Origin of the sequence: Tistrella mobilis (assembly GCF_039634785.1) — a bacterium.
In the GTDB taxonomy this organism is placed as follows: domain Bacteria; phylum Pseudomonadota; class Alphaproteobacteria; order Tistrellales; family Tistrellaceae; genus Tistrella; species Tistrella mobilis.
Genome location: NZ_JBBIAB010000006.1, coordinates 274,847 through 297,631, shown reverse-complemented (window position 1 = coordinate 297,631; position 22,785 = coordinate 274,847). Strand labels below are relative to the sequence as shown.

The following is a 22,785-nucleotide window of genomic DNA, read 5'->3' as shown; positions in this document are numbered from 1 at the left end:
TGGGATCAGCGCGCCCCGCGCAGCCTCAGGATCCGGTCATAGGCCTCGTTGATCGCGGCGATCTTGCGGGTCGCGATCTGGATCATCTCTTCGGGCAGGCCTTCGGCCACCAGGCGGTCGGGGTGGTGTTCGCGGGCGAGGCGGCGATAGGCGGCCTTCACCTCGTCCATCGGGGCGTCACGCGAAATGCCCAGAATGGCATAGGGGTCGGCATCGCCGCCGGGTTCGATGCCGCGCATGGCCAGCAGCCGGTCGAGCACGGCGCGGTCCAGGCCGAACAGCCGGGCGACCTCGGCCAGGAAGCGGCGTTCCGCCTCGCCCACCTGGCCGTCGGCGCGGGCGATTTCCAGCAGGGCGTCGAGCAGTTCTTCCAGCACCGCCGGGCGGTCGTGGAACAGGGCCGCGATCTGGCGGGCATAGGGCTCGAAGCCCTCGGCATCCTTTTTCGCCTCGTCGAAGATCTGCGCGACCCGGCCGACCTCGTGCTCCGGCACCGTGAAGACCCGGCGGAAGGCGGCGATCTCGTCGCGAGTGACCTGGCCGTCGGCCTTGGCCATCTTGGCGCCCAGCACGATCACCGCGATCGCGAAGGCCTGTTCGCGATGGGCGCGGTCCAGCGGCAGGGCCGTGGCTTCGCCGGCCTCGTTATAGCGATCCACCGCGTGCCCCATGACGGCACCGACCAGCGCGCCGATCGGGCCGCCCATGGCGAAACCCGCCGCCCCACCGACGACCTTGCCCCAGAAACTCATCTGCGCCGGACCCCCGCGCCCTCTGCTGCGGCCACAGCGCGGCCCTGCTGCCGCGTTGCACCATGGGGTGGAGCAAACACCAATCGGCCCGCGCGCGCAAGGACACCCTGGGCCCCGCCCGACGATCATCCGGCAGGGCGGGGGCCGATCGTTTCGCCAAAGGGCTTCACCCGAAAAAGATGAGACATTTTGCCGACGATTTATTGACATTTTATCGCTGAGACGCGATCGTTTCCGGGACGGGCGCTGCCGGGGAGGCGGCGCCGTCGGGTCCGAACCGGCCGGGTGCCCCCGCGCATCACCAGAGCCGAACGGATCGGGGTTTTACGGCAACACATGACGCGCCGGCGGCCGCCGGCCGCGTGAGGGGAGACGAGCAGAGATGTTCAGGACGTGGATCGGTGCGGCGCTGGTCGCCGGCATGGTCGGTTTCGGTGGTGCCGCGGCACAGGCGGCGGAAGCCTGGGACATGCCGATGGCCTATCCCGACGGCAACTTCCACACCAGGCTTGGCCGCGAATTCGCCGAGAAGGTGAAGGCCGACACCAATGGCGAGGTGGTGATCACCGTCCATGGCGGCGGCTCGCTGTTCAAGGGCGACGAAATCAAGCGCGCGGTTCAGCGCGGCACCGCGCCGATCGGCGAGCGGCTGATCTCGGCCCTGTCGAATGAAGACCCGCTCTTCGCGCTGGATGCCGTGCCCTTCCTCGCCACCGATTACGATCAGGCCTGGAAGCTTTATCAGGTGTCCAGGCCGGCGCTGACCGAGCGTCTGGCGAAAGAGAACCTGCACTTCCTCTATGCCATCGCCTGGCCGCCGCAGGGCATCTACGCCAACAAGGCGATCGAGAGCGCGGCCGACATGAAGGGCCTGAAGTTCCGCACCTACAACGCCACCATGGCCCGCCTGGCCGAACTGCTGCAGATGGTGCCGACCCAGATCGAGGCGGCGGAGCTGTCGCAGGCGCTGGCCACCGGCACGGTCGAGGCGATGATCACCTCGGGCGCCACCGGCGTGGACAGCCAGGTGTGGGAGCAGGTGAAGTACTTCTACGACGTGCAGGCCTGGCTGCCCAAGAACATGGTGTTCGTGAACAAGCGCGCCTGGGACAAGCTGGACCCGAAGGCGCAGGAGGCGATCACCAAGGCCGCCGCCGAGATCGAGGCCAAGGGCTGGAAGATGAGCGAAGAGCTGGCCCAGGGCTACCTCAAGACCCTGGCCGAGCACGGCATGACCGTGTCCAAGCCCTCTGCCGCACTGGCCTCGGACATGGCCGCCATCGGCGAGAAGATGACCGGCGAATGGGAAGCGGGTGCCGGCGATGCCGGCAAGAAGATCATCGCCGAGTATCGCGCGAAGTGATCCTGCCGCCCGCGTGACCGGATGGAGGTGCGGGGCGCGCGATCCCGCCCCTCCCCCCGGCCCCGCCCGCCGCGGAAGACGGCCGCTCGCCCCCCGCCGGCCCGTCGCCGATCAGATACCCGTCCCTGACCCGACGCCCGACGACGGTGGAGGCCCCAATGGCCCTCTCACGACCGGCCCATTCCGGGCTGGCCCTCTCGCGACTGCTCGACCGGATCTATGATGCCGCAGGCGTGCTCGCCGGCGTTGCGATGATCGCGATCGTGCTCATCATCCTGGCGCAGGTGGGTGCCCGCCTCGCCGCCTACCCCTTGCGCGGCGGTGCGCAGTTCGCAGGCTACGCCATGGCCGCCGCCACCTTCCTGGCCCTGCCCCATGCCTTCCGGCGCCACGCCCATATCCGCATCACCATCCTGCTGCAGGCCCTGCCGGATCGCGCCCGCCTCGTCCTCGACGTGATGGGGCTGACGGTCGCGACCGTGATCGGCTTCTGGTTCGCCTGGTGGTCTTACGACCTCGCCTACATCTCGTGGGAAATCGACGAGATCTCGCAGGGCGATGTCGCGGTGGCGATGTGGATCCCGCAGATCGTCATGGTCGTGGGCGGCGCGCTCTTCGCCCTTTCCCTGCTGCACACACTGATCGAGACGCTCGTCACCGGCCGGCCCTTCGTTCCCGAAGGCGAGACCGGGCTGGACGCGGCCGCGGATCGCTGAGACGGGACCTCGACCGATGATGGACCAGACCTATCAGCTGATCGTGCTGCTCGTGGCCCTGCTCGCCCTGCTCGGCGGCGGCATCTGGGTGGGGCTCTCGCTCATGGGCGTCGCCTATATCGCCATGGCGCTGTTCAGCCCGCGGCCGATCGGCGAGGCGATGGCGATCAATGTCTGGACGGCCTCGTCCGGCTGGACCCTGACCGCCCTGCCGCTTTTCGTGTGGATGGGCGAGATCCTGTTCCGCACGAAGCTGTCCGAGAACCTGTTCAAGGGCCTGAACCCCTGGATGCGCCCGCTGCCCGGCCGGCTGCTGCATGTCAACATCCTGGGCTGCGCGCTGTTCGCGGCGATTTCCGGCTCGTCGGCCGCCACCACCGCCACGGTCGGCCGGATGGCGCTGCCCGAGATGAGGCGCCGCGGCTATCCTGAAAAGATGATGATCGGCACGCTGGCCGGCGGCGGCACGCTGGGCCTGCTGATCCCGCCCTCGATCATCCTGATCGTCTATGGCGTCGCGGCCGAAGTGTCGATCGCCAAGCTGTTCATGGCCGGCATCCTGCCCGGCATCGTGCTCGCCAGCCTGTTCATGGGCTATATCGTGGTCTGGTCGCTGCTCCACCCCGACCAGATCCCCGCCGATGACGAGGCGCCGGGCTGGGGCCAGAAGTTCCGGGCGCTCGGTGAACTGCTGCCGGTGGTGGGGCTGATCGCCTTCGTGCTGGGATCGATCTATACCGGCATCGCCACCGCCACCGAGGCCGCGGCCTTCGGCGTGATCGGCTCCTTCGCCGTCGCCGCGATCGGCCGGGACCTGAGCTGGGCCAATTTCTCGGCCAGCCTGATGGGCGCCGTGCGCACTTCGTGCATGATCTCGCTGATCCTGGCCGGCTCCGCCTTCCTGACGCTCGCCATGGGCTTCACCGGCATCCCGCGGGCGCTGGCCGATCTGATCGCGAGCCTCAACCTCTCGCCGCTTCAGCTGATCGTGGCGCTGGCGCTGTTCTATATCGTGCTCGGCTGCTTCCTCGACGGCATCTCGGCGGTGGTGCTGACCATGGCCGTGGTCATGCCGATGATCACCCAGGCCGGCATCGACCTGATCTGGTTCGGCGTCTTCATCGTGATCGTGGTGGAAACCGCCCAGATCACCCCCCCGGTCGGCTTCAACCTCTTCGTGCTCCAGGGCATGACCGGACGCAGCATCACCTATGTCGCCCGGGTCGCCGCACCCATGTTCGCGGTGATGGTGGTGATGCTGATCCTGATCACGCTGGTACCTGAAATCGTCACCCTTCTGCCCGGCGGCATGGTGCGGGGCGCGGGCTGACGCCCGCCCCTTACCCCTGTCCCGGCACGACCTTCCGTCCTCAACCCACCCCCGCGCATCGGATCGAGTTTCAACGATGACCGCTTCCGCTCCCCTCACCCGCGACGCCTGGCAGTTCTGGATCGATCGCGGCGGCACCTTCACCGACGTGGTGGCCCGCGCCCCCGGGGGCACGGTGCACACGATGAAACTGCTGTCCGAAAACCCCGAGCGCTATGACGATGCGGCGCTGGCCGCGATCCGCGCCTTCCTGGAGGTCGAGGCCGGTGCCGCGATCCCGGCCGAGCGGATCGCCGCGGTCAAGATGGGCACCACCGTCGCCACCAATGCGCTGCTGGAACGCAAGGGCGAGCGCACGGCGCTGGTCATCACCCGCGGCTTCCGCGACGCCCTGCGCATCGGCTATCAGAACCGCCCCGACATCTTCGCCCGCGAGATCACCCGCCCCGAACTGCTGTACGAGCGCGTGGTCGAGGTGAACGAACGTGTCGCCGCCGACGGCCGGGTGCTGGAGGCGCTGGACGAGGCCGCGGCCGAGGCCGCCCTGCGCGAGGTTTACGAGACCGGCATCCGCGCGGTCGCGATCGTGCTGATGCACGGCTATCGCTGGCATGATCACGAGCTGGCGCTGAAGGCGCTGGCGGCGAAGATCGGCTTCACCCAGATTTCGGTCAGCCACGAGGCGAGCCCGCTGATGAAGCTGGTCGGCCGCGGCGACACCACGGTGGTCGATGCCTATCTGACCCCGATCCTGCGCCGCTATGTCGACAAGGTGGCAGGCGCGCTGGGCGGCGCGCCGCTGATGTTCATGCGCTCCAATGGCGGCCTCACCGATGCCGATCTGTTCCAGGGCAAGGACAGCATCCTGTCGGGCCCGGCGGGTGGTGTGGTCGGCGCGGTGCGCACCGCCGCCATGGCCGGCTTCGACAAGCTGATCGGCTTCGACATGGGCGGCACCTCCACCGACGTGATGCATTTCGCGGGCGAGTATGAACGCGCCTTCGATACCGTGGTCGCCGGGGTGCGCATGCGCGCGCCGATGATGCGCATCCACACGGTGGCGGCCGGCGGCGGCTCGATCCTGGGCTTCGACGGCGCCCGCTTCCGGGTCGGCCCCGACAGCGCCGGCGCCAATCCCGGCCCCGCCTGCTATCGCCGCGGCGGCCCGCTGGCGGTGACCGACTGCAATGTGATGGTCGGCAAGGTCCGGCCGGAATACTTCCCCAGGATCTTCGGCCCCGAGGGCGACCAGCCGCTGGATGCCGGGGCGGTGCGCGCCGCTTTCGAGGCGCTGGCCGACCGGATCGAGACCGCGACCGGCGAGCGCCGCGCGCCCGAGGCGATCGCCGACGGTTTCCTGAAGATCGCGGTCGACAATATGGCCAATGCCATCAAGCAGATCTCGGTTCAGCGCGGCTATGACGTCTCGTCCTATGTGCTCGCCTGCTTCGGTGGCGCCGGCGGCCAGCATGCCTGCCTGGTGGCCGATGCGCTGGGCATGACCCGGGTCTTCGTCCATCCGCTGGCCGGCGTGCTTTCGGCCTATGGCATGGGCCTGGCCGACATCCGGGCCATGCGCGAGCGCGCGGTGGAGCAGGAAATCTCGGCCGGGACGATCGCCGGGCTCGACGCCCTGCTGACCGACCTCGCCGCCGAGACCACGGCCGAGCTGACCGGCCAGTCGATGCCGGAAGAGCGGATCACCGTCGCCCGCCGGCTGCATGTGAAATATCGCGGCAGCGACAGCACCATCTCGGTCGACCATGGCAGCGCCGACGAGATCGTCGCGCGCTTCGAAGATGCCCATCGCCAGCGCTTCGGCTTCGTGATGTCGGGCAAGCCGCTGGTGGTCGAGGCGGTCGAGGTGGAGGCGATCGGCGCCACCGACCAGCCCGAGGATCCGGTGCTGCCCGCCGCCCCGGCCGGCCACAAGCTGACCGCCATGGCCGCCACCCGGTTCTATTCCGACGGCGAGTGGCACGAGGCGCCGGTCTATGACCGCGAGGTCATGCAGCCGGGCGACCGGGTGCAGGGCCCGGCGATCGTGATCGAGGCGACCGCCACCACCGTGGTCGAACACGGCTGGGCGGCCGAGCTGAACGAGCGCGGCCATCTGATCCTGACCCGCGTCATCCCCCGGCCCAAGCGGGTCGCGATCGGCACCGATGCCGATCCGGTGATGCTGGAGATCTTCAACAACCTGTTCATGTCGATCGCCGAGCAGATGGGCGCCACGCTCGAAAACACGGCGCATTCGGTGAACATCAAGGAGCGGCTGGACTTCTCCTGCGCGATCTTCGAAAGCGACGGCGCGCTGGTCGCCAATGCCCCGCATATGCCGGTGCATCTGGGCTCGATGGGCGAAAGCGTGCGGGCGGTGATCCGCAAGCATGGCAGCGCCATGAAGCCGGGCGACGTGTTCGTGCTGAACGCGCCCTATAACGGCGGTACCCATCTGCCCGATATCACCGTCATCACCCCGGTCTTCGCCGAGGATGCGGCGGCGGGCGACGAGCCGCTGTTCTTCGTGGCCTCGCGCGGCCACCACGCCGATATCGGCGGCAAGACCCCGGGCTCGATGCCCGCCGACAGCCGCCATATCGACGAGGAAGGCGTGCTGATCGACGGCATCCGCCTGGTCGATCAGGGCCGGCTGCTGGAAGCGGAGATGCGCGACCTGCTGTCGTCGGGCAGCTATCCCTCGCGCAATCCGGATCAGAACATGGCCGATCTCAAGGCCCAGATCGCGGCCTGCGAGAAGGGCGTGACCGAGATCCGCCGCATGGTCCGCCAGTTCGGTCTGGACGTCGTGAAGGCCTATACCATCCACGTCCGCAAGAATGCCGAAGAGGCGGTGCGGCGCGCGATCGCGAAGCTCGACGGCGGCAGCTTCGCCTACGAGATGGATGACGGCGCGGTGGTGAAGGTGACCATCACCATCGACCGCGAGGCCCGCGAGGCGGTTGTCGATTTCGAGGGCACCTCGGCCCAGCGCGACAACAACTTCAACGCCCCCTCGGCCGTCTGCCGGGCCGCGGTGCTCTACAGTTTCCGCACCCTGGTCGACGACAAGATCCCGATGAATGACGGCTGCCTCGAGCCGATCCGCCTGCGCATCCCCGAAGGCTCGATGCTGAACCCGCTTTACCCGGCGGCGGTGGTGGCCGGCAATGTGGAAACCTCTCAGGTCGTGACCGATGCGATCTATGGGGCGCTCGGCGTGCAGGCGGCCGCCCAGGGCACGATGAACAACCTCACCTTCGGCAATGCCCGCCACCAGTATTATGAAACCATCTGCGGCGGTTCCGGCGCCGGCCCGGATTACGACGGCACCGATGCGGTCCACACCCATATGACCAATTCGCGCCTGACCGATCCCGAGGTGCTGGAATGGCGCTTCCCGGTGGTGCTGGAAGCCTTCGAGATCCGCGCGGGCTCGGGCGGGGCCGGCCGGCATCACGGCGGCAACGGCGCCCGCCGCCGGCTGCGCTTCGAGGAAGAGATGACCGTCTCCCTGCTCTCGAACCGCCGCCGGGTGGCGCCTTTCGGCCTTGCGGGTGGTGCCGATGGCGCGCCGGGCCGCAACTGGGTGGAACGTACCGACGGCAGCCGCGAAGACTTCGGGGCCTGCGCCACGGTCGAGATGACGCCCGGCGACGTGTTCGTGATCGAAACGCCCGGCGGCGGCGGCTATGGTGAGCCGCCCCAGGACAGATGAGACCCTCCCCATGACGACATCCGGCTCCAGCAAGGCGGCCCCCCGGGCCGCCGCCCTCCCCGACCCCGCCCTTCCCGCCGCAGCGCGGCCGGGGGGTGGGCGCGGGATCGTGAACTCCGCCCATCTGGTCTCCGACAAGAGCCCCGAACTGTCGGAGTTCGAGTTCGGCCTGATCATCGCCGCCCACGGCTTCCAGCGCTGGATGACCCGGTGTATGGGGGCAGCCGGTCTGCGCGATCTGGGCCAGCTCGACGTGCTGGTGCTGCACACCGTCAACCACCGCGCCCGGCTGAAGAAGCTGGCCGATATCTGCTTCGTGCTGAACATCGAAGACAGCCACACCGTCGCCTACAGCCTGAAGAAGCTGCAGAAGGCGGGGCTGGTCTCGGCCGCCCGCAAGGGCAAGGAAGCGCTTTACGCCACCACCCCCGCGGGCGAGCAGGCCTGCCTGACCTATCGCGAGGTGCGGGAGCGCTGCCTGATCGACTCGCTCCACTCCCTCGGCCTCTCCAACCAGGAGATCGGGGATCTGGCCCAACGCCTGCGCGCCCTGTCGGGCCTCTACGATCAGGCGGCCCGGGCGGCGACGTCACTCTGACCGGGCGGGACCACCGGCGGTATCGGCTGGTGGTCCCGGCGGGCAAACTGCATCGGGTCGGCCTGACGCGTTTGCCGTGATCACTTGAATGCACCGCCGGCAGATGTCATGTCTTGCGCGACACATGTCGGAGTCAGGCCATGTCGGAAACGATGGTACGCCCAGCAGAGCTGGAGCAGGCAGGGCAGATGCTGGGGGGCCGAAAGGTGCTGAAGCATCTGCCGGCCACGGAGCTGGAAGCCCACGATCTTGTCAGACGTGGTCTCCCCGCCGAAGCCCTTGGTCATCTCGTCGATGCCCTGGTTATCCTTAAGCGGCCAGAGCAGCTGGAGGCAGCACTCGGGGTCAGCATCCGCACCTTCCAGCGGCGCAAGACCGATTCAAGGCCGCTCGACCCCGACCAGAGCGGGCGAGCCTGGCAGTTCGCCAGGATCCTGGCACGAGCGACGGAGGTTTTTGGCAGCCAGGAAGCCGCTGAGCGTTGGCTGGAGATGCCGGCTCTTGCCCTGGATCGGCGCCGGCCAATCGACCTGCTCAGCACGCATGAAGGGCTGACGCTGGTCGAAACACTGCTCACCCGCCTGGATTACGGGGTCTATACGTGACCCCGTTGCCGGGCAGGCTGGGCACGGGTGAGATCCATGGCTGGCGAATCGACACCCAGCGACATGCCCCGGCCTGGGACAGCGGCGAAGGTGCCTTCCGGGTCGGCGGGCGCTGGAACGGACGGGGTGTGCGTGCCGTCTATGCCTCCATCGACCCGGCAACGGCCATCGCCGAGGTCGCCGTGCACAAGGGCTTCGACACGCTCGATACCGTCCCGCATGTGCTTACGGCCTTTCGGATCGATGATACGGCTTCGATCCATGTCGTACAGCCGGATGATCTCCCCAATCCGAACTGGCTTATGCCTGGGCCGCCGACCAGAGGCCAGCAGGCCTTCGGCAACGAACTGCTCGCCGCTCATCCGTTCATCCTGATTCCGAGCGTCGTCTCCCGCAACAGTTGGAACCTGATATTCACCGCCGGCGCCGCAGCCGGCCGGTACACGCTTCTCGGCCAGGAACGGCTGGCCATCGATCCACGCTTCGTACCACCCCTGTAATACCAGCCCTGCGCCCACCCGTCTTGACAGGCCCATCTCGTTCTGAGACGTAATGCCCCGGTACGTTCTCAAAACAAGATGATCCCGTCCGCCATGGATCTCGTCTCCCTCGACATCTTCCGCACCGTTGCCGAAGAGGGCAGCGTTACCGGCGCCGCCCGGCGGCTGGATCGGGTGCAGTCCAACGTCACCACGCGGCTGCGCCAGCTGGAAGCCGATCTGGGGGTGGCGCTGTTCAGCCGCGACGGCCGGCGCATGACGCTGACCCATGAAGGCCGGGTGCTGCTGGATTATGCCCATCGCCTGCAATCGCTGGTGGCAGAGGCCCGCGCGGCGCTGGTGCCGGGGACCGAGCGGCTGCGGATCGGCACCATGGAGAGCACGGCGGCGAGCCGGCTGCCCGGGCCGCTGGCACGGTTTCGCGCCGCCCGCCCCGATGCAATGATCGAACTGGTGACCGGGGCCACCGATGCGCTGGTCGAAGATGTGCTGGGCCACCGGCTGGATTGTGCGCTGGTCGCCCGGCCGCCGCTGCAGCTGGCGACCGACGACCCCCTGCCCCATCCGGAGCTGGCCGAACGCGCGGTGGTGACCGAAGAGCTGCTGGTGGTGGGACCTGGCGGCGCAGACGACGACCGGCCGCCCGCCGCGCTCGCGGTGCTGGAGCCCGGCTGCACCTATCGCCGGATCGCCGAAAGCCTGCTGGTCCGTCCGGCGGCCGCCCGGGGCCGGGTGGTGCGGGTGCAGCAGCTGAATTCCTATCACGCGGTCATGGCCTGCGTGGCGGCCGGCACCGCGTCGGGCGTGATGCCGCGGTCGGTCTTCGATCTGCTGAAGGCGCCAGAGGGCGTGCGGATCCAGAGCCTGGGGCCGGTGGAGACGGTGCTGGTCGCGCGTCGCGACTATCGCAGCGCCGGCTTCGAAACGCTGGCCGCCCTGCTGGCCGGGGTGGCCTGATGACCGCATCCCCCCGCATGTCGTCATCATCCCGCCGCAGCCGTGGCCTGAAGCGCCGCCTGAAGGCGCGCCGGCGCCTGGCCGCGCGGATCTTCACCCCCATCCTGCCCGGTGCGACCGTCCGCGCGCGGGCGATCGGCGCCATGGGCGCGCTGACGGCGGTTGCCGTCACCAGCCTGGTCGCCCATTGGATCCTGGGGCCGGGCTGGCATCTGCCGGTGCTGGTCGCCCCGACCGGCGCCTCGGCGGTGCTGCTCTTCGTGCTGCCGTCCAGCCCGATGGCACAGCCCTGGCCGATCGTCGGCGGCACGGTGATCTCGGCCCTGGTCGGCATCGCCACCGCCCGGCTGGTGCCGGATGCGACACTCGCTGCCGGGCTCGCGGTCGCCGCTGCGATCGGCATGATGTCGGTGCTGCGCTGCCTGCACCCGCCGGGCGGCGCGGTCGCCCTGTCGGCCGTGCTGGGCGGCCCCACCATCACCGAAACCGGCTTCGCCTATGCCTTCGTGCCGCTGGGGCTGAATGCGCTGATCCTGGTGGCGACCGGCTTCCTGTTTCATCGCCTGTCGGGCCAGCACTGGCCGCTTCGCGCCACGCAGCCGGCCAGCCAGCCGGTCGGCGCCCGCCGTTTCACCTCGGAAGACATAGCCGGCGCGGTCGACGACATGGGCACCGCGGTCGACATCAGCCGCGAGGATCTGGAAACCCTGATCCGCCGCATCGAGGCCCGCGCCGCCAGCCGCCTGGCCCGCGAAAGCCGCACCCGCCGCCACCATCATCGCCACCGCCCATCCTGATATGCCCGTCCTGACAGACGGGGGCGGCCGGCGCCCTGCGGTGCTTGCCGGAGAGGCGGCAAATCCTTGGAATCGCGGCCGATCACCAGCGGCAGCCGACCGGGCGCCGCCGTCGGGATCGGCTGTGCGGCTGCCCTCCCGCCAAATCTCTCCGTAGACTATCGTCTACTATTATGTACAATCATAAGGCGTGTGTTTATCTACCTGAAAGGGCTTTATGCAGGGGTTTAAGAACCGTGCGTGGAGACATGGCGCGAACCTCGGGCATGCACCTTGCTCTGTACAAAATCCGTCAACAGGCTGATCGAGGTCGTCATGGCGACGCTGAGCAAAATTGATTTCAAGGAATTACTGGCTGGAATAAGTACCCGTGCCCGGAGACCGGAAGACATCCTGTCCGGTATCCGCGCCGCCGATCTTGAAGGCGTCATCTTCCCGCGCTTTGCCGACGAGGAGTACACGCCCTTCGCCTCGGGCGAGGCCATCCATGATGGCGATCATTCGGGGTATCTGGTGCTCCACCGGAGCACCGCACAGCAGATGTCCGAAGGTCCCGGCGACAGCGCCGACGCGCCCGATTACATCTACTCGGTCGCCGAAGGGGACATCGACGATTTCGCGGCGATCAAGGGCGCCGCGGGCTTTTTCACCAGCCATCCGGGCAAGACCACATTCTCTCCGGTGCAATCGGTGTCGGAGGGAAAGTCGACGATCATCGCCGCGAATATCGACTATCACGAAAGCGATGAGCCCGTTGACCTTCATTTCCAGACGAAGAGTGGCGGCTCCCGCATCGTCAGAACCAGAAAGCGCTGGATCTCGACGGTCGATATCGACGGCCGCGAAGCCCGGATCCACGAAGGCGACATGGTGGCGATGTCGGGATCACGGGGTCTGGTCTTCGCGGGCGCACGTGTGGTCGCACCGTCCCGGATCGATACCCTCTACAACCTGCTGACCGACGCCTACCTGGCGGCCGAGACCGAATTCGGGCCGGCCTCTGCCTGGGAACGCCTCTCCGACACGGCGTTCTTTGCCGCCCATCGCGAGGAGATCCGGGAGATCGTCGCGTCGGATGAGTTCAGAGGCTTCCAGTCGCTCATCGGCTTCTGTCATGCCCAGTCGCCTTTGCGGGTCTATGTGAACGTTCACAAAACCGCCTGCGTGGTCCGGGCCCGGCTGCTCGCCTCGACGCTGACCTTCGACGGGACGGGCCTGTCGATCGATTGCAACGAGGCAGCACTGGGGGTCGGCCTGCTGCGTGACGAAAGGATGTGGATCGATCCGTCGGATATCGACATCCTGCGCATTCTGTTCCTGGGCGACGACTGCACGACGAAAGAGCATTACGATCGCATCGTCCGCCAGTACGAGCGCCGGCACGGGGACCGCTACTACTCGATCTTCTCCGCCCGACCGGGCGGGATCTGCGTCGTCAGAACCCTTTGCATGCCGTTCAGCAAGTTCCTGCCCGACAATTTCGACATTGCGGATTTTGCGGCGCGGCACGGCCTCGACCCTGCCAAGACGCAAAGCGCCTTTCGCCGGCTGAGCGGAGAGCGGGAGGTCTATCACGGATGCCGCGGCATCCGCCTGTTCTCGATCCGTCCGGATCTGGCGCGTCTGTGGCTGCGGACCGTGCTGGGTGCGCTGGCCCGCGCAAATGCCGACGGTGCGGGGGTGAAGGTCCGGTTCCTCCTCGCCACGCTCACGCTTCCCGACGAGGCATCCCGCTTCATCATGACGCTCGAAGAGGTCGCATCTTCGATCTTCGGAAGCGTGAAGGCCGCCCCGATCGAAGGTGCGGCGACCATGCTGGAGACCGGTGGCGCCTTCATCTGCCTGGAAAGCATCCTCCGGCAACGCGGCCACGAGCTGGGGATGGTCGGCGGCCTGATCGGGTCGAACGACTTCACGACCGCCTGCCTCAACATGAACCGCAGTGATGCGCCGCGCCATCTGATCCCCGGCTATGTCGAACAGGGTTTTTTTGCATCCAGCCCGTTCACCCATGTCCAGGTGTCGGTGGTGGGGCGGGCGATGCATGAAGCACTGCAGCGCTCCACCCGCCTTGCCCTGGAGATGGACCAGCAGTTCATCTGGGGGCTTGCGGGCGAGTTGACCACCGACTGGCACTCCGTCCAGTGGCTGGCGCGGTTCCTCGCCCCGGCCGGCCTGACCTATCTGTCGACCAGCCCTGAAACCATCATCGCAGCACTGCTCGCCTCTGCCGCAACCCGGTATCAGCGGCCGGAGGTCAGCCGCGCCGCCTGAACGCAGCGCAGCGGCTCAGGTCCCGATCAGGCGATTTCAGCTGATCGGGACCTGTTCCCGCCTCGCCGGCGCGGCATCTTTGGCCGGTCAGGTGATCGACTTGACGTATTTCGTGCCATCGATCACGAGAAGCCACAAGACCGCTTCCGTCGTGTCGTTGACCATTTCATGGGTGCAATCGGCATCGAAGAAAAGACTATCGCCTGTTTTCATGATGATTTTCCGATCGTTCAAGTGGACGCTCAATTGGCCCGCCAGAACGAAGATGTATTCGTGAATGCCCTTCTTGTGCGGAGAAAAAGGGCCCGTGCGCCCGCCGGGCCCGAGTTCATTATGGACGACGTCGACCCCACGCCCTGGAAAAATGGGCGAAAGAGCGCGGCGGACGAAGCCACGTGCGCTGTCGTGAAGGACAGGCTGCGCATCGGCGGGCAGGTATATGATGCTGTTTATGTCGTCTTTGCTCAGCAGGTCTGAAATTCCCACCTCCAGGGCTTCGGCAAGCTTGCCGAGCGTCGTGGCCGAAACACCGCCGTCACCGCGCTCGATCTTCGAAATCATCGCCTTGCTGACCGAGGATGCGGCTGCGAGCGCCGACATCGACAGCCCGCGCAGCTGACGGATTGCCCTCAGATTCTTACCAATATCTTCAGCCGATTGCTGTGCCATCGCCTCTCCGCTGCGCCGCCTGCGCCTCTGCATGCCGGAACCGTCTCGCAACTCTACCAAAAATCCGCCGGCCCTCCCGACCCGACGAATCAGTAGACATATGTCTACTATTCTAATACGATTCAACCATTGAGGGATTGGAGGTGGGCGATGTTGCCAGATGAACCGCAAGGCCTCAGCCGGAGATCACTGCTGACCGGCGCCGGCGCGCTTGGTGTGGGCGCAGGTGTGGTTGCAGCAGCGCCGGGCGCCGTCCTTGTCCGACAGGCCGGCGCCGAAGAAGCCAGCCCCCCGGCAACGGCGTCCGGACAGGCTGCACAGCCCGACGCCGTCGCCGGATATCAGAGCCTCGGCATCGAAGAGGCCGCGATCGTGGAAGCGCTGGTCGCCCATATGTGGCCGGCCGATGATCTGTCGCCGGATGGCGTCGCCCTGGGCATCGCGATCTTCATCGATCGCCAGCTGGCCGGCGCCTATGGCCAGGGCGATCGCCTGTATCTGAGCGGCCCGTTCAGGCAGGGCAAACCGGAACACGGCTATCAGCTTGCCTGCACGCCCGAAGCCTGTCTCAAGACCGGGTTGCGTCATCTTGCGGAGATATCCGACCGGCGCCATGCCGCGCCCCCGGATCGCCTGACGGCGGATCAACTGGAGGCGCTTCTCCACGACATATCCGAGACGCCGCCCGAGCCCGGCGCTTTCGATCTGAAGGCGTGGTTCAACGAGCTGTTCTACCCGCTGTTCGTTCGCGGCGCCTTCGCCGACCCGATCTATGGCGGAAACCGCGACAAACAGGCCTGGCGGATGATCGGCTATCCCGGCCTGCCGGCCACCTACACCACCGACATGGTGACCTGGCGCGGCCGACGGCATCCGGCATCGGACACGCCCATGTCGATTCAGGATTTCTCCTGAGACCATGAGCGCCGTTCAGGCGCCCGAGCCCCCCGAAATGGCTTCAGCGAGGCAGCAATGGCGACGCGACTGCCTGAAAAAGAGATCGTGGTGATCGGCGGCGGCCTGACGGCGGGTCTGGTTGCCCGCAGGCTGGTGCCGGCCGGTCGAGAGGTGCTCGTCCTGGAGCGCGGCCCGGACTGGTCGGGATCGGCGGTCGGAGAGCTGCCGCATCAGCGGGACGAGCTGCGCTGGTCGACCTATCGCGGCATGACCCGCCGCGAAAACGTCGAGACCTATACCCTGCGCCACAGCCCGGACGAGGAGGCGCTGCCGATGCGGCAGTTGCTGTCCTTCCTGCCCGGCTTCGGCGTGGGCGGGGCCGCGCAGCACTGGAACGGGCAGACCTGGCGCTTTTCCGAGTCCGATTATGTCCTGAGACAGCATCTGACGGAGCGCTATGGCGCAAAATCCATTCCGGACGGGATGACGATCCAGGATTGGGGGCTCACCTACCGCGATCTCCAGCCCTATTACGAGGAATTCGAAGCGCTTTTCGGCATTGCCGGCAAGGCGGGCAATCTGAAGGGCGTCAGGCAGGCGGGCGGCAATCCCTTCGAACCCTGGCGCGCCACGGAATATCCGCTTCCCCCGCTGGAGATGTCGGAGGCCTCGCAGATCTTCAAGGACGCGACCGGACAGCTGGGCTATGAGGCGTTTCCACTGCCGGCTGCCAATGCCAGCCAGCCATACCGGAACCCGGACGGGATGCAGCTGGGGCAATGCCAGTATTGCGGCCATTGCGAACGCTTCACCTGCGAAGCGAACGCGAAGGCCACGCCGGCCTCTCTGCTCTTTCCGCTCGTCCGATCCCGCCCGAATTTCGAGCTGCGCGCCGGTGCGGAGGTCATCCGTCTCAACACGACCGCCGATGGGACACGCCTTGAGAGCGTGAGCTATGTCGACGTGGCGACGGGGCAGGAATTCATCCAGCCCGGCTCGCTCTTCGTTCTGTGCAGCTACACGCTGAGCAATGTCCGCCTGCTTCTTCTGTCGAAGATCGGCACGCCCTATGATCCGGTCACCCGCACCGGTACGGTCGGGAAGAATTATTGTTATCAGGTGACATCCGGCCTGAACATGTTCTTCCCGGACAGATACATAAACCCCTTCATGGGGGCCGGGGCGCTGGGTTTCGTCATCGACGACTTCAACAACGACAATTTCGATCACACCGGCCTGGGGTTCCATGGCGGCGGATACATCTCCGCAACCCAGACGAATGGCCGCCCGATCGATACGAGACGCCTGCCGCCCGGCACGCCCCGCTGGGGATCGGCGTGGAAGAAGGCGAATGCCGACTGGTATCTGCGATCCATGAGCATTTCGCTGCACGGCTCGAACTACGCCAACGCCCGGAATTACATGGATCTGGACCCTGATTACAAAGATCAATGGGGCCGGCCGCTTCTGCGGATCACCTTCGATTTCGACGAAAACGATGCCCTTATGTGCCGGTTCGCCAATGGCAGGATGGAAGAGATTGCCGCCGCAGCCGGCGCGAAAATCGTCAGCAAGCCGGGTGTCCGCAAAAGCCCCTACGATACCCGCCAGTATCAGTCGACGCACAACACGGGCGGCACGATCATGGGTGCCGATCCCAACTCTTCCGTCGTCTCGCCTCATCTCCAGAGCTGGGATGTGGAGAACCTGTTCATCTCGGGGGCGAGCGTGTTCCCGCAGAATTCAGGCTATAACCCGACCGGACCCGTGGGCGCGCTCGGCCTGAGATTGGCCGGGGATCTTCTGTCATATCTGTCTGATCCGAGGCGGCTCGGATGAAGAGGATCGGCCAGGTCGTCCTGGGTCTGGTGTCGGTTCTGGCCGCCACTGTCCCCGCCAGGGCCGATCCGGAACGGGGAGAGACGCTCTTCGCCGCATGCGCCGCCTGTCATGAGACGGGCCCCGCGAGCGGCCGGCGGGCCCCGAGCCTGAAGGGCATCATCGGGCGACCTGCCGGAAGCCTGGCCGATTTCCGGTACAGCCGGGCGATGAGCCAGAGCGGAATCGTCTGGACCGACGAGACGATCCGCAAATTCATCCAGTCCCCGCAAGCCTTTGTCCCGGGAAACAGGATGCCGTTCTCCGGAATACCATCCGAGGCCGACAGGGCGGACATCGTCGATTACCTGAAGACCATTTCAAGCGAGAGCAGTTCCTGATCCGGGGGGATCACCCGACTGGAAACCGCTCTGAACAGGCATCGTTATTGGCACAGGAGACTCCGGAATGCGTATCCTCATCCTGGGAGCCGGCGGAATCGGCGGCTATTTCGGCGGCCGGCTGGCCTCGTCCGGGGTCGACGTTCAGTTCCTGGTCAGGCCGTCGCGTGCGGAGGTTCTGGCGCGGGACGGGCTGGTGATCAAAAGCCCGCTGGGCGACCTGCGCATGCCCGTCAAAACGATGACGGCGGCGACGGAGCCGGTCGATGCGGTGCTGCTGGCCTGCAAGGCCTATGACCTGACCGAGGCGATGGAGGCGGTGGCGCCGGCCATCGGCCCCTCGACCCTGATCCTGCCGCTTCTGAACGGCGTCCGCCAACTTGACCTGCTCGATGCCCGCTTCGGCCGGAAACACGTGCTGGGCGGGCTGTGCCACATTGGTGCGACGGTGAACCCCGCCGGTGAAATCCTGCATCTCAACACCCTGCAGCGCTTCGTCTTCGGCCCGCGGATGCCCGATCAGACGGATGCGGCGGAGCGGCTGTTCACGGCGGTGAGGCCCGGCGGCTTCGAGCCGGTGCTGAGCCCCGCCATCACGCAGGAGATGTGGGAGAAGTTCACCTTCCTCGCCACCTATGCCGGTATGACGACCCTGATGCGCGCGCCGATCGGCGCCATCATGGCCGCGCAGGAGGGCGAGGCGATCATGCGCGAGATGCTGGACGAGTGCCTGGCGACGGCAGCCGCCGGCGGTTACCGGCCGCGCGAAGAGGCCATGGCGCAGATGATTTCGTCCCTGACCGAGCGCGGTTCGGCGGGCACGGCGTCGATGTTCCGCGACATGGCGCGCAACGGCCGGACGGAGCACGAGCACGTGATCGGCGACATGCTTACACGCGCCAGGACAGCCGGCGTGCCGGCGCCGCTGCTCCGCCTCAGCCTTGCGAATATGCAGGCCTACGAGGCGCAGCGTTCCGCCACGGCCGCCGGATGATGCCGGCACGTCCAACCGCCTGGCTCAACGGTCTGGTCGGCGTGGTGATCTTCAGCGGCTCGCTGCCCGCCACGCGCCTGGCGCTTCAGGGGTTCGATCCGCTGTTCCTGACCTATGCGCGGGCCACGATCGCCGCCATGGCGGGCGCCGTCGCCCTGGTCCTGCTGAAACAGACACGGCCGCAGAGGGGGGAAATCCCCGGTCTGGTCCTGGTCGCGGCCGGCGTGGTCATCGGCTTTCCGCTGCTGACCGCCCTGGCGCTCGAGCACATCACCGCGGCGCGCGGCCTGCTCTACATCGCCCTGTTGCCGGTGATGACGGCGCTTTTCGCGGTGATCCGTGCGGGCGAGAGGCCTCGCCCGCCCTTCTGGCTGTTCTCGCTTGCCGCCAGCCTGCTGGTCATGGCCTTCGCCGCATCGACCGGGCGCGTCGCCGGCACGCTGCCGGGGGACCTCATGATGCTCGCGGCCATCGTCCTCTGCGGGCTCGGCTATGCGGAAGGCGGCCGCCTCTCGCGCCGGCTCGGCGGCTGGCAGGTCATCAGCTGGGCCCTTCTGATGACGCTGCCGGTGATGCTGCCTCTGGCACTCTACGCCTGGCCGGAAGATCCGACGACGGTCGCCCCTCCGGCGGTTCTGGCACTGTTTTATGTCGGCCTGTTCAGCATGCTGATCGGGTTCATCTTCTGGTATCGCGGCCTCGCCCAGGGCGGCATCGCCAGCGTCGGGCAGCTGCAATTCCTTCAGCCCTTTCTCGGGCTGGCCCTGGCCGCGGCAATCCTCGGCGAGCCGATCGGCTGGTCTCTTCTGGTCGTCATGATCCTGGTGATCGGCTGTGTCGCCGCGGCACGGCGTTTCGCCTGACCGGCCTCATCCCTGCGGATGGTCATCCATCCGGTTCCGGGCCTTCAGCTTGTGGCCGACCTCGACGATGGCATCCAGGACTATTTCGACGCGCTCTATTTCTGCGACGTCGACAGGCTTCAGCGCGTCTTTCACCCGAAGGCGATCTATGCGACCGCCGACGAGACGCCGCTGCTCTACCGCACCATGGACGAGTACATACCGGTGGTGGCTGCCCGGCAATCGCCGGCCTCGCGCAATGAAATCCGGCGCGACCATATCGACGCCATCGACCTCGCCGGAGAAAATACCGCCATGGTCCGCGCACGCTGTTCGATAGGCCCGCGCGATTTCGTGGATTTCCTGACCCTGGTGCGCACCGACGGCCAGTGGCGGATCATCGCCAAAGTCTTTCAGATCATCGAACGTCAGTCATAAGGAGTGATGGACATGCCGTATGTAAACATAAAGATCACCCGCGAGGGCGCCACGGCTGCGCAGAAGGCCGAACTCATCAAAGGTGTGACCAAACTCCTCGCCGATGTGCTGAACAAGAGCCCCGCCGCAACCTTCGTCGTCATCGACGAGGTCGACCTGGAAAACTGGGGAATGGGCGGCCTCCCCGTCGCGGAGTACCGCAAGACTCTCGAAACCTGATCGGCCCTCGAAACGTGATCGAGACATGCCGATAAGCGCCCCCAGCCGCCATTGAGGCGGCGGCCAAGGGCGCGGCAGCGCCCGCCCGGCGAGGGGCTAAAAACCAACTCTCGAACGGCGCCCCCACGGGGGCAGCCAATGGGGGCGCCGTCCGATGCTTCAGGCCGGAACCGCCACCGTCCCGGTCTGAAGCGTCTTGAGCGGCCGCGCCGGGTCGGCGAGCGCGGCCGGATCGAGGATCGGGGCCAGGGCGTCCGCCTGGGCCTGGATCAGGCCGCGGCCCTGGGCGAAATCGAGCGGGGCGTTGACGCAGTCGATCGCCACCACCCGGCCGTCGCGGAGATAGACGGCCGAGAAACTGCCGCTCTCGGGCCGGCCGCGCAGGATTTCGGTGTCATGGCCCGGCACGATGCCGATGGTCTGCAGCTTGATGTCGTATTGCGACGACCAGAAGCGCGGCACGGCATCGTAGGGCTGGTCGCCGCCGAGCATGGCGCCGGCCACCACGCGTGCCTGATCGACCGCGTTCTGCACGCATTCGAGCCGCACCCGGCGGCCGCCGGCGAAGCGGTTGACATGGGCCGCGCAGTCGCCCAGCGCCCAGACATCGGGCAGGCCGGTCCGGCAGAGGCCGTCGACCGCCACGCCGCCCGCCGCCTCGGCCCCGGTGGTGGCGCCGGCGGCGGCGAGCGCCGAGACCTCGGGCACCAGGCCAATACCCACGATCACCAGATCCGCCGGCAGACAGTCGCCATCCGACAGGACCACGCCGGCGACCCGGCCGGCGGCATCGCCGGTCAGCGCCTCGACCCCGACACCGGTGCGGATCTCGACACCGGCATCCCGGTGGCGCGCCTCGATGGCGGCGGCGATGCTGCGGCCCGACACCCGGGCCAGAACGCGGTCGGCGGCTTCGACCACCGTCACCCGATGGCCCTGGCCGACCAGCGCCGCGGCGGCTTCCAGGCCGACATAGCCGGCGCCGACCACCACCACCCGCGGGCGGCCCGACAGATCGGCACGCAGCCGGTCGGCATCGGCCAGGCTGCGGATGGTGTGGATGCCCGAGAGATCCGCCCCCGGGCAGGTCAGCCGGCGGGCGGCCCCGCCCGTCGCCCAGGCGAGCCGGCCATAGCCGATCCGCCGGCCATCGGCGGTGAACAGGCGATGGGCGGCCGGGTCCAGATCGGTGATCCGGGTGCCGGGCACGCGGGTGATGTTGCGCTCCGCCCAGAAGCCGTCGGGCCGCAGCCGGATGTCGGCGGCAAGGGCGGCACCGGTCAGGTAATCCTTGGTCAGCGACGGCCGGTCGTAAGGGGCTTCGTGCTCAGCGCTGATCAGACCGATCGTGCCGGCGAAACCGCCCTGGCGGAGGCTGATGGCGAGCTGGGCCCCGGCATGGCCGGCGCCTGCGATGGCGATGTCGAATGTCCAGGTCATCGTCCTGCTCCCGGGGGGGAAACGGAAAGGCCGGCCGGGGGCTGCGTGCGGGGGTACGCAGCACCCCGGCCGGCGGCAGCGGGATCGCGAACCGGTGCGCCTCAGGCGTCGAGCGGCTCGAAATCCTCGCGACCCGCCCCGCAATCGGGGCAGGACCAGTCCTCATCCAGGTCTTCGAGGCGGGTGCCGGGCGGAATGCCATGGGCCGGCGAGCCGGTCGCCTCGTCGTAGACATAGGTGCAGAGCAGGCACTTCCAGGCCTTGCCGGCGGTGGCGCCGGCTTCGGCCTCGATCTTGGCGGTCATGGGCACGGAAGAAATTCCCGAATTGTGTCGGAGGGGGTGGGCGGCACCCGACGTCAAATCGCGATGCCCTGGGCCGCAAAGCTGTTGCGGCCGGCATCGGTCGAGAGAATGCCCACCTCGTGCGACAGGCCGACGATGCCGGTATAGTCCAGCCGCTCGCGGGCCGCGGCATTCAGCGGCCGGCAGTCGGCGATGATGGTGGCGGCACCCGGCACGCGCAGCTGCTCCAGCACCGACGACCAGATGTCGAGTTCGAGATCGGCGAACCATTCGATCGGCTTGGGCAGCACGCTGGCGAAGAAGGCCTGCTCCCGCGGGCTCAGTGCCGGATAGAAGGTCTTGGTCATCAGGGTGAAGATCTTGGAATGCGCCAGCTCGTCATGACGATGGGCGGCCACGGTCGCCATGTTCATCGGCTGAATTTCGGCGCAATCCGACAGCTGATGCAGATAGTCGCTGACGAAGATCTCGGACACGACCGAGGTCGCAAGATGCACCAGGATCTTCTGCCAGTCTTCCGACTGCAGCGACTTCTCGCGGTTCATCATCGTGACCAGGTTGAAGCTCGGGATCTTCAGATCCTCGAGCCCGCGCCGGGTGCGGGTCAGCCGGTTGGCATTGGCCACCAGCAGCAGGTGATAGGCCTCGTCGACCAGGGTTTCGCAGACGATCTGGCGGCTGGTTTCGTCGGTCAGACCGGGGATGCGGCCGTCCAGCGCGTCGTAGCACGAGGGCGAGACGATCGCGCTTTCGATGGCGACGGTCTTCTCGTTATAGATGATCCAGCCGGCCGACAGGATCTTCGACTTCAGCTCGGGCGCCAGCCGCTGGTAGAGCGGGTGGGCGTGGAAGGGCAGCAGCTCTTCCAGGAAATCCGGCCGGGCCGGATCGAAGGCGAGATCGACCGCATCGCGGCGCACCTTGGCGCGCTTGATCCAGCCGTCGCCGATGCGCTGCAGCAGCGCCTTGACTTCCGACTGTTCGTGCTGATGCGCGGCGTCAGTGCCGCCGGTGGCGATGGCGGGGGCGCTCATCGTCGTCATGACAGGGCTCTCCGAAAACATGTGCGAAGGGACAGGGTCACTGGTCCGCGCACCCGTGGCTCAAAGCGGGTGGCGGCATCCATCTCTCTCGGTCGATCTTCGAACGACG

General features: G+C 67.2%; 22 protein-coding genes. 17 read left to right on the top strand and 5 right to left on the bottom strand.

Annotated features, from left to right (window positions below; all coding sequences use genetic code 11):
• Positions 1–5: 5 nt before the first annotated feature.
• Positions 6–752 carry a TerB family tellurite resistance protein gene (locus WI697_RS11215; protein WP_062763600.1) on the bottom strand — a complete coding sequence of 249 codons (747 nt, stop codon included), beginning with the start codon at positions 750–752 and terminating at the stop codon, positions 6–8.
• A gap of 382 nt (positions 753–1,134) precedes the next feature.
• Here WI697_RS11215 and WI697_RS11210 point away from each other — a divergent pair, with 382 nt between their 5' ends.
• The 10 genes from WI697_RS11210 to WI697_RS27480 all read left to right on the top strand — a co-directional run bounded on the left by WI697_RS11210 (position 1,135) and on the right by WI697_RS27480 (position 13,610).
• Positions 1,135–2,115 (top strand): TRAP transporter substrate-binding protein, encoded by a 981-nt coding sequence (locus WI697_RS11210; RefSeq protein WP_062763601.1) that lies wholly within the window; start codon positions 1,135–1,137, stop codon positions 2,113–2,115.
• A gap of 158 nt (positions 2,116–2,273) precedes the next feature.
• Positions 2,274–2,831 carry a TRAP transporter small permease gene (locus WI697_RS11205; RefSeq protein WP_062763602.1) on the top strand — a complete coding sequence of 186 codons (558 nt, stop codon included), beginning with the start codon at positions 2,274–2,276 and terminating at the stop codon, positions 2,829–2,831.
• A gap of 19 nt (positions 2,832–2,850) precedes the next feature.
• Positions 2,851–4,161: a TRAP transporter large permease gene (locus WI697_RS11200; RefSeq protein WP_345958561.1), complete on the top strand. Its 1,311-nt coding sequence runs from the start codon at positions 2,851–2,853 to the stop codon at positions 4,159–4,161.
• A 76-nt stretch (positions 4,162–4,237) separates the two neighbouring features.
• A complete protein-coding gene (locus tag WI697_RS11195; RefSeq protein ID WP_345958509.1) occupies positions 4,238–7,879 on the top strand; it encodes a hydantoinase B/oxoprolinase family protein in 3,642 nt (1,213 codons plus the stop codon).
• Positions 7,880–7,889: 10 nt separating this feature from the next.
• Positions 7,890–8,477, top strand: a complete 588-nt coding sequence (locus tag WI697_RS11190) for a winged helix DNA-binding protein (protein WP_062763604.1) — start codon at positions 7,890–7,892, stop codon at positions 8,475–8,477.
• Positions 8,478–8,617: 140 nt separating this feature from the next.
• Positions 8,618–9,082 (top strand): type II RES/Xre toxin-antitoxin system antitoxin, encoded by a 465-nt coding sequence (gene parS, locus WI697_RS11185; protein ID WP_345958508.1) that lies wholly within the window; start codon positions 8,618–8,620, stop codon positions 9,080–9,082.
• Positions 9,079–9,582, top strand: a complete 504-nt coding sequence (locus WI697_RS11180; RefSeq protein WP_345958507.1) for an RES family NAD+ phosphorylase — start codon at positions 9,079–9,081, stop codon at positions 9,580–9,582. The genes parS and WI697_RS11180 overlap by 4 nt, the downstream gene beginning before the upstream one ends.
• Positions 9,583–9,675: 93 nt before the next feature.
• On the top strand, positions 9,676–10,539 hold the full coding sequence (locus WI697_RS11175) for a LysR substrate-binding domain-containing protein (RefSeq protein WP_345958506.1): 864 nt from the start codon (positions 9,676–9,678) through the stop codon (positions 10,537–10,539).
• Complete coding sequence (locus WI697_RS11170; protein ID WP_231889375.1) at positions 10,539–11,336, top strand: HPP family protein; 798 nt, start codon at positions 10,539–10,541, stop codon at positions 11,334–11,336. Before WI697_RS11175 ends, WI697_RS11170 begins: the two co-directional genes overlap by 1 nt.
• Positions 11,337–11,651: 315 nt before the next feature.
• Positions 11,652–13,610: a putative PEP-binding protein gene (locus WI697_RS27480; protein WP_385998301.1), complete on the top strand. Its 1,959-nt coding sequence runs from the start codon at positions 11,652–11,654 to the stop codon at positions 13,608–13,610.
• Positions 13,611–13,697: 87 nt separating this feature from the next.
• Here the strand turns inward: WI697_RS27480 and WI697_RS11150 are convergent, their stop codons facing one another.
• Positions 13,698–14,279: a helix-turn-helix domain-containing protein gene (locus WI697_RS11150; RefSeq protein ID WP_345958503.1), complete on the bottom strand. Its 582-nt coding sequence runs from the start codon at positions 14,277–14,279 to the stop codon at positions 13,698–13,700.
• 150 nt (positions 14,280–14,429) lie between these two features.
• Between WI697_RS11150 and WI697_RS11145 the strand changes: the two genes are divergently transcribed.
• The 7 genes from WI697_RS11145 to WI697_RS11115 all read left to right on the top strand — a co-directional run bounded on the left by WI697_RS11145 (position 14,430) and on the right by WI697_RS11115 (position 19,888).
• Positions 14,430–15,194 carry a gluconate 2-dehydrogenase subunit 3 family protein gene (locus WI697_RS11145; protein ID WP_345958502.1) on the top strand — a complete coding sequence of 255 codons (765 nt, stop codon included), beginning with the start codon at positions 14,430–14,432 and terminating at the stop codon, positions 15,192–15,194.
• Positions 15,195–15,251: 57 nt separating this feature from the next.
• Positions 15,252–17,015, top strand: a complete 1,764-nt coding sequence (locus tag WI697_RS11140; protein WP_385998305.1) for a GMC family oxidoreductase — start codon at positions 15,252–15,254, stop codon at positions 17,013–17,015.
• Positions 17,012–17,395, top strand: coding sequence for a c-type cytochrome (locus WI697_RS11135; RefSeq protein WP_345958500.1), 384 nt, complete (start codon positions 17,012–17,014; stop codon positions 17,393–17,395). Before WI697_RS11140 ends, WI697_RS11135 begins: the two co-directional genes overlap by 4 nt.
• A 67-nt stretch (positions 17,396–17,462) precedes the next feature.
• On the top strand, positions 17,463–18,389 hold the full coding sequence (locus tag WI697_RS11130; RefSeq protein WP_345958499.1) for a ketopantoate reductase family protein: 927 nt from the start codon (positions 17,463–17,465) through the stop codon (positions 18,387–18,389).
• Positions 18,389–19,252, top strand: a complete 864-nt coding sequence (locus WI697_RS11125) for a DMT family transporter (protein WP_345958498.1) — start codon at positions 18,389–18,391, stop codon at positions 19,250–19,252. The genes WI697_RS11130 and WI697_RS11125 overlap by 1 nt, the downstream gene beginning before the upstream one ends.
• A gap of 51 nt (positions 19,253–19,303) precedes the next feature.
• A complete protein-coding gene (locus WI697_RS11120; RefSeq protein WP_385998310.1) occupies positions 19,304–19,669 on the top strand; it encodes a nuclear transport factor 2 family protein in 366 nt (121 codons plus the stop codon).
• A gap of 12 nt (positions 19,670–19,681) precedes the next feature.
• Positions 19,682–19,888: a tautomerase family protein gene (locus WI697_RS11115; RefSeq protein WP_345958496.1), complete on the top strand. Its 207-nt coding sequence runs from the start codon at positions 19,682–19,684 to the stop codon at positions 19,886–19,888.
• A gap of 159 nt (positions 19,889–20,047) precedes the next feature.
• Here WI697_RS11115 and WI697_RS11110 read toward each other — a convergent pair whose 3' ends face one another.
• The 3 genes from WI697_RS11110 to WI697_RS11100 form a co-directional block, all read right to left on the bottom strand.
• Positions 20,048–21,328, bottom strand: a complete 1,281-nt coding sequence (locus tag WI697_RS11110; RefSeq protein WP_345958495.1) for an NAD(P)/FAD-dependent oxidoreductase — start codon at positions 21,326–21,328, stop codon at positions 20,048–20,050.
• 101 nt (positions 21,329–21,429) lie between these two features.
• The gene (locus WI697_RS11105) at positions 21,430–21,633 is read right to left on the bottom strand and encodes a rubredoxin (RefSeq protein WP_062763623.1); all 204 of its coding nucleotides are present in this window, start codon (positions 21,631–21,633) and stop codon (positions 21,430–21,432) included.
• Between the two features lie 53 nt (positions 21,634–21,686).
• The gene (locus WI697_RS11100) at positions 21,687–22,676 is read right to left on the bottom strand and encodes an AurF N-oxygenase family protein (RefSeq protein ID WP_296715882.1); all 990 of its coding nucleotides are present in this window, start codon (positions 22,674–22,676) and stop codon (positions 21,687–21,689) included.
• Positions 22,677–22,785 lie beyond the last annotated feature (109 nt).

Bases quoted from the DNA above. Each gene is read 5' to 3' on its own strand.
- WI697_RS11215 (WP_062763600.1), bottom strand. From the start codon at position 752: ATGAGTTTCTGGGGCAAGGTCGTCGGTGGGGCGGCGGGTTTCGCCATG.
- WI697_RS11210 (WP_062763601.1), top strand. From the start codon at position 1,135: ATGTTCAGGACGTGGATCGGTGCGGCGCTGGTCGCCGGCATGGTCGGT.
- WI697_RS11205 (WP_062763602.1), top strand. From the start codon at position 2,274: ATGGCCCTCTCACGACCGGCCCATTCCGGGCTGGCCCTCTCGCGACTG.
- WI697_RS11200 (WP_345958561.1), top strand. From the start codon at position 2,851: ATGGACCAGACCTATCAGCTGATCGTGCTGCTCGTGGCCCTGCTCGCC.
- WI697_RS11195 (WP_345958509.1), top strand. From the start codon at position 4,238: ATGACCGCTTCCGCTCCCCTCACCCGCGACGCCTGGCAGTTCTGGATC.
- WI697_RS11190 (WP_062763604.1), top strand. From the start codon at position 7,890: ATGACGACATCCGGCTCCAGCAAGGCGGCCCCCCGGGCCGCCGCCCTC.
- parS (WP_345958508.1), top strand. From the start codon at position 8,618: ATGTCGGAAACGATGGTACGCCCAGCAGAGCTGGAGCAGGCAGGGCAG.
- WI697_RS11175 (WP_345958506.1), top strand. From the start codon at position 9,676: ATGGATCTCGTCTCCCTCGACATCTTCCGCACCGTTGCCGAAGAGGGC.
- WI697_RS11170 (WP_231889375.1), top strand. From the start codon at position 10,539: ATGACCGCATCCCCCCGCATGTCGTCATCATCCCGCCGCAGCCGTGGC.
- WI697_RS27480 (WP_385998301.1), top strand. From the start codon at position 11,652: ATGGCGACGCTGAGCAAAATTGATTTCAAGGAATTACTGGCTGGAATA.
- WI697_RS11150 (WP_345958503.1), bottom strand. From the start codon at position 14,279: ATGGCACAGCAATCGGCTGAAGATATTGGTAAGAATCTGAGGGCAATC.
- WI697_RS11145 (WP_345958502.1), top strand. From the start codon at position 14,430: ATGTTGCCAGATGAACCGCAAGGCCTCAGCCGGAGATCACTGCTGACC.
- WI697_RS11140 (WP_385998305.1), top strand. From the start codon at position 15,252: ATGGCGACGCGACTGCCTGAAAAAGAGATCGTGGTGATCGGCGGCGGC.
- WI697_RS11135 (WP_345958500.1), top strand. From the start codon at position 17,012: ATGAAGAGGATCGGCCAGGTCGTCCTGGGTCTGGTGTCGGTTCTGGCC.
- WI697_RS11130 (WP_345958499.1), top strand. From the start codon at position 17,463: ATGCGTATCCTCATCCTGGGAGCCGGCGGAATCGGCGGCTATTTCGGC.
- WI697_RS11125 (WP_345958498.1), top strand. From the start codon at position 18,389: ATGCCGGCACGTCCAACCGCCTGGCTCAACGGTCTGGTCGGCGTGGTG.
- WI697_RS11115 (WP_345958496.1), top strand. From the start codon at position 19,682: ATGCCGTATGTAAACATAAAGATCACCCGCGAGGGCGCCACGGCTGCG.
- WI697_RS11110 (WP_345958495.1), bottom strand. From the start codon at position 21,328: ATGACCTGGACATTCGACATCGCCATCGCAGGCGCCGGCCATGCCGGG.
- WI697_RS11105 (WP_062763623.1), bottom strand. From the start codon at position 21,633: ATGACCGCCAAGATCGAGGCCGAAGCCGGCGCCACCGCCGGCAAGGCC.
- WI697_RS11100 (WP_296715882.1), bottom strand. From the start codon at position 22,676: ATGACGACGATGAGCGCCCCCGCCATCGCCACCGGCGGCACTGACGCC.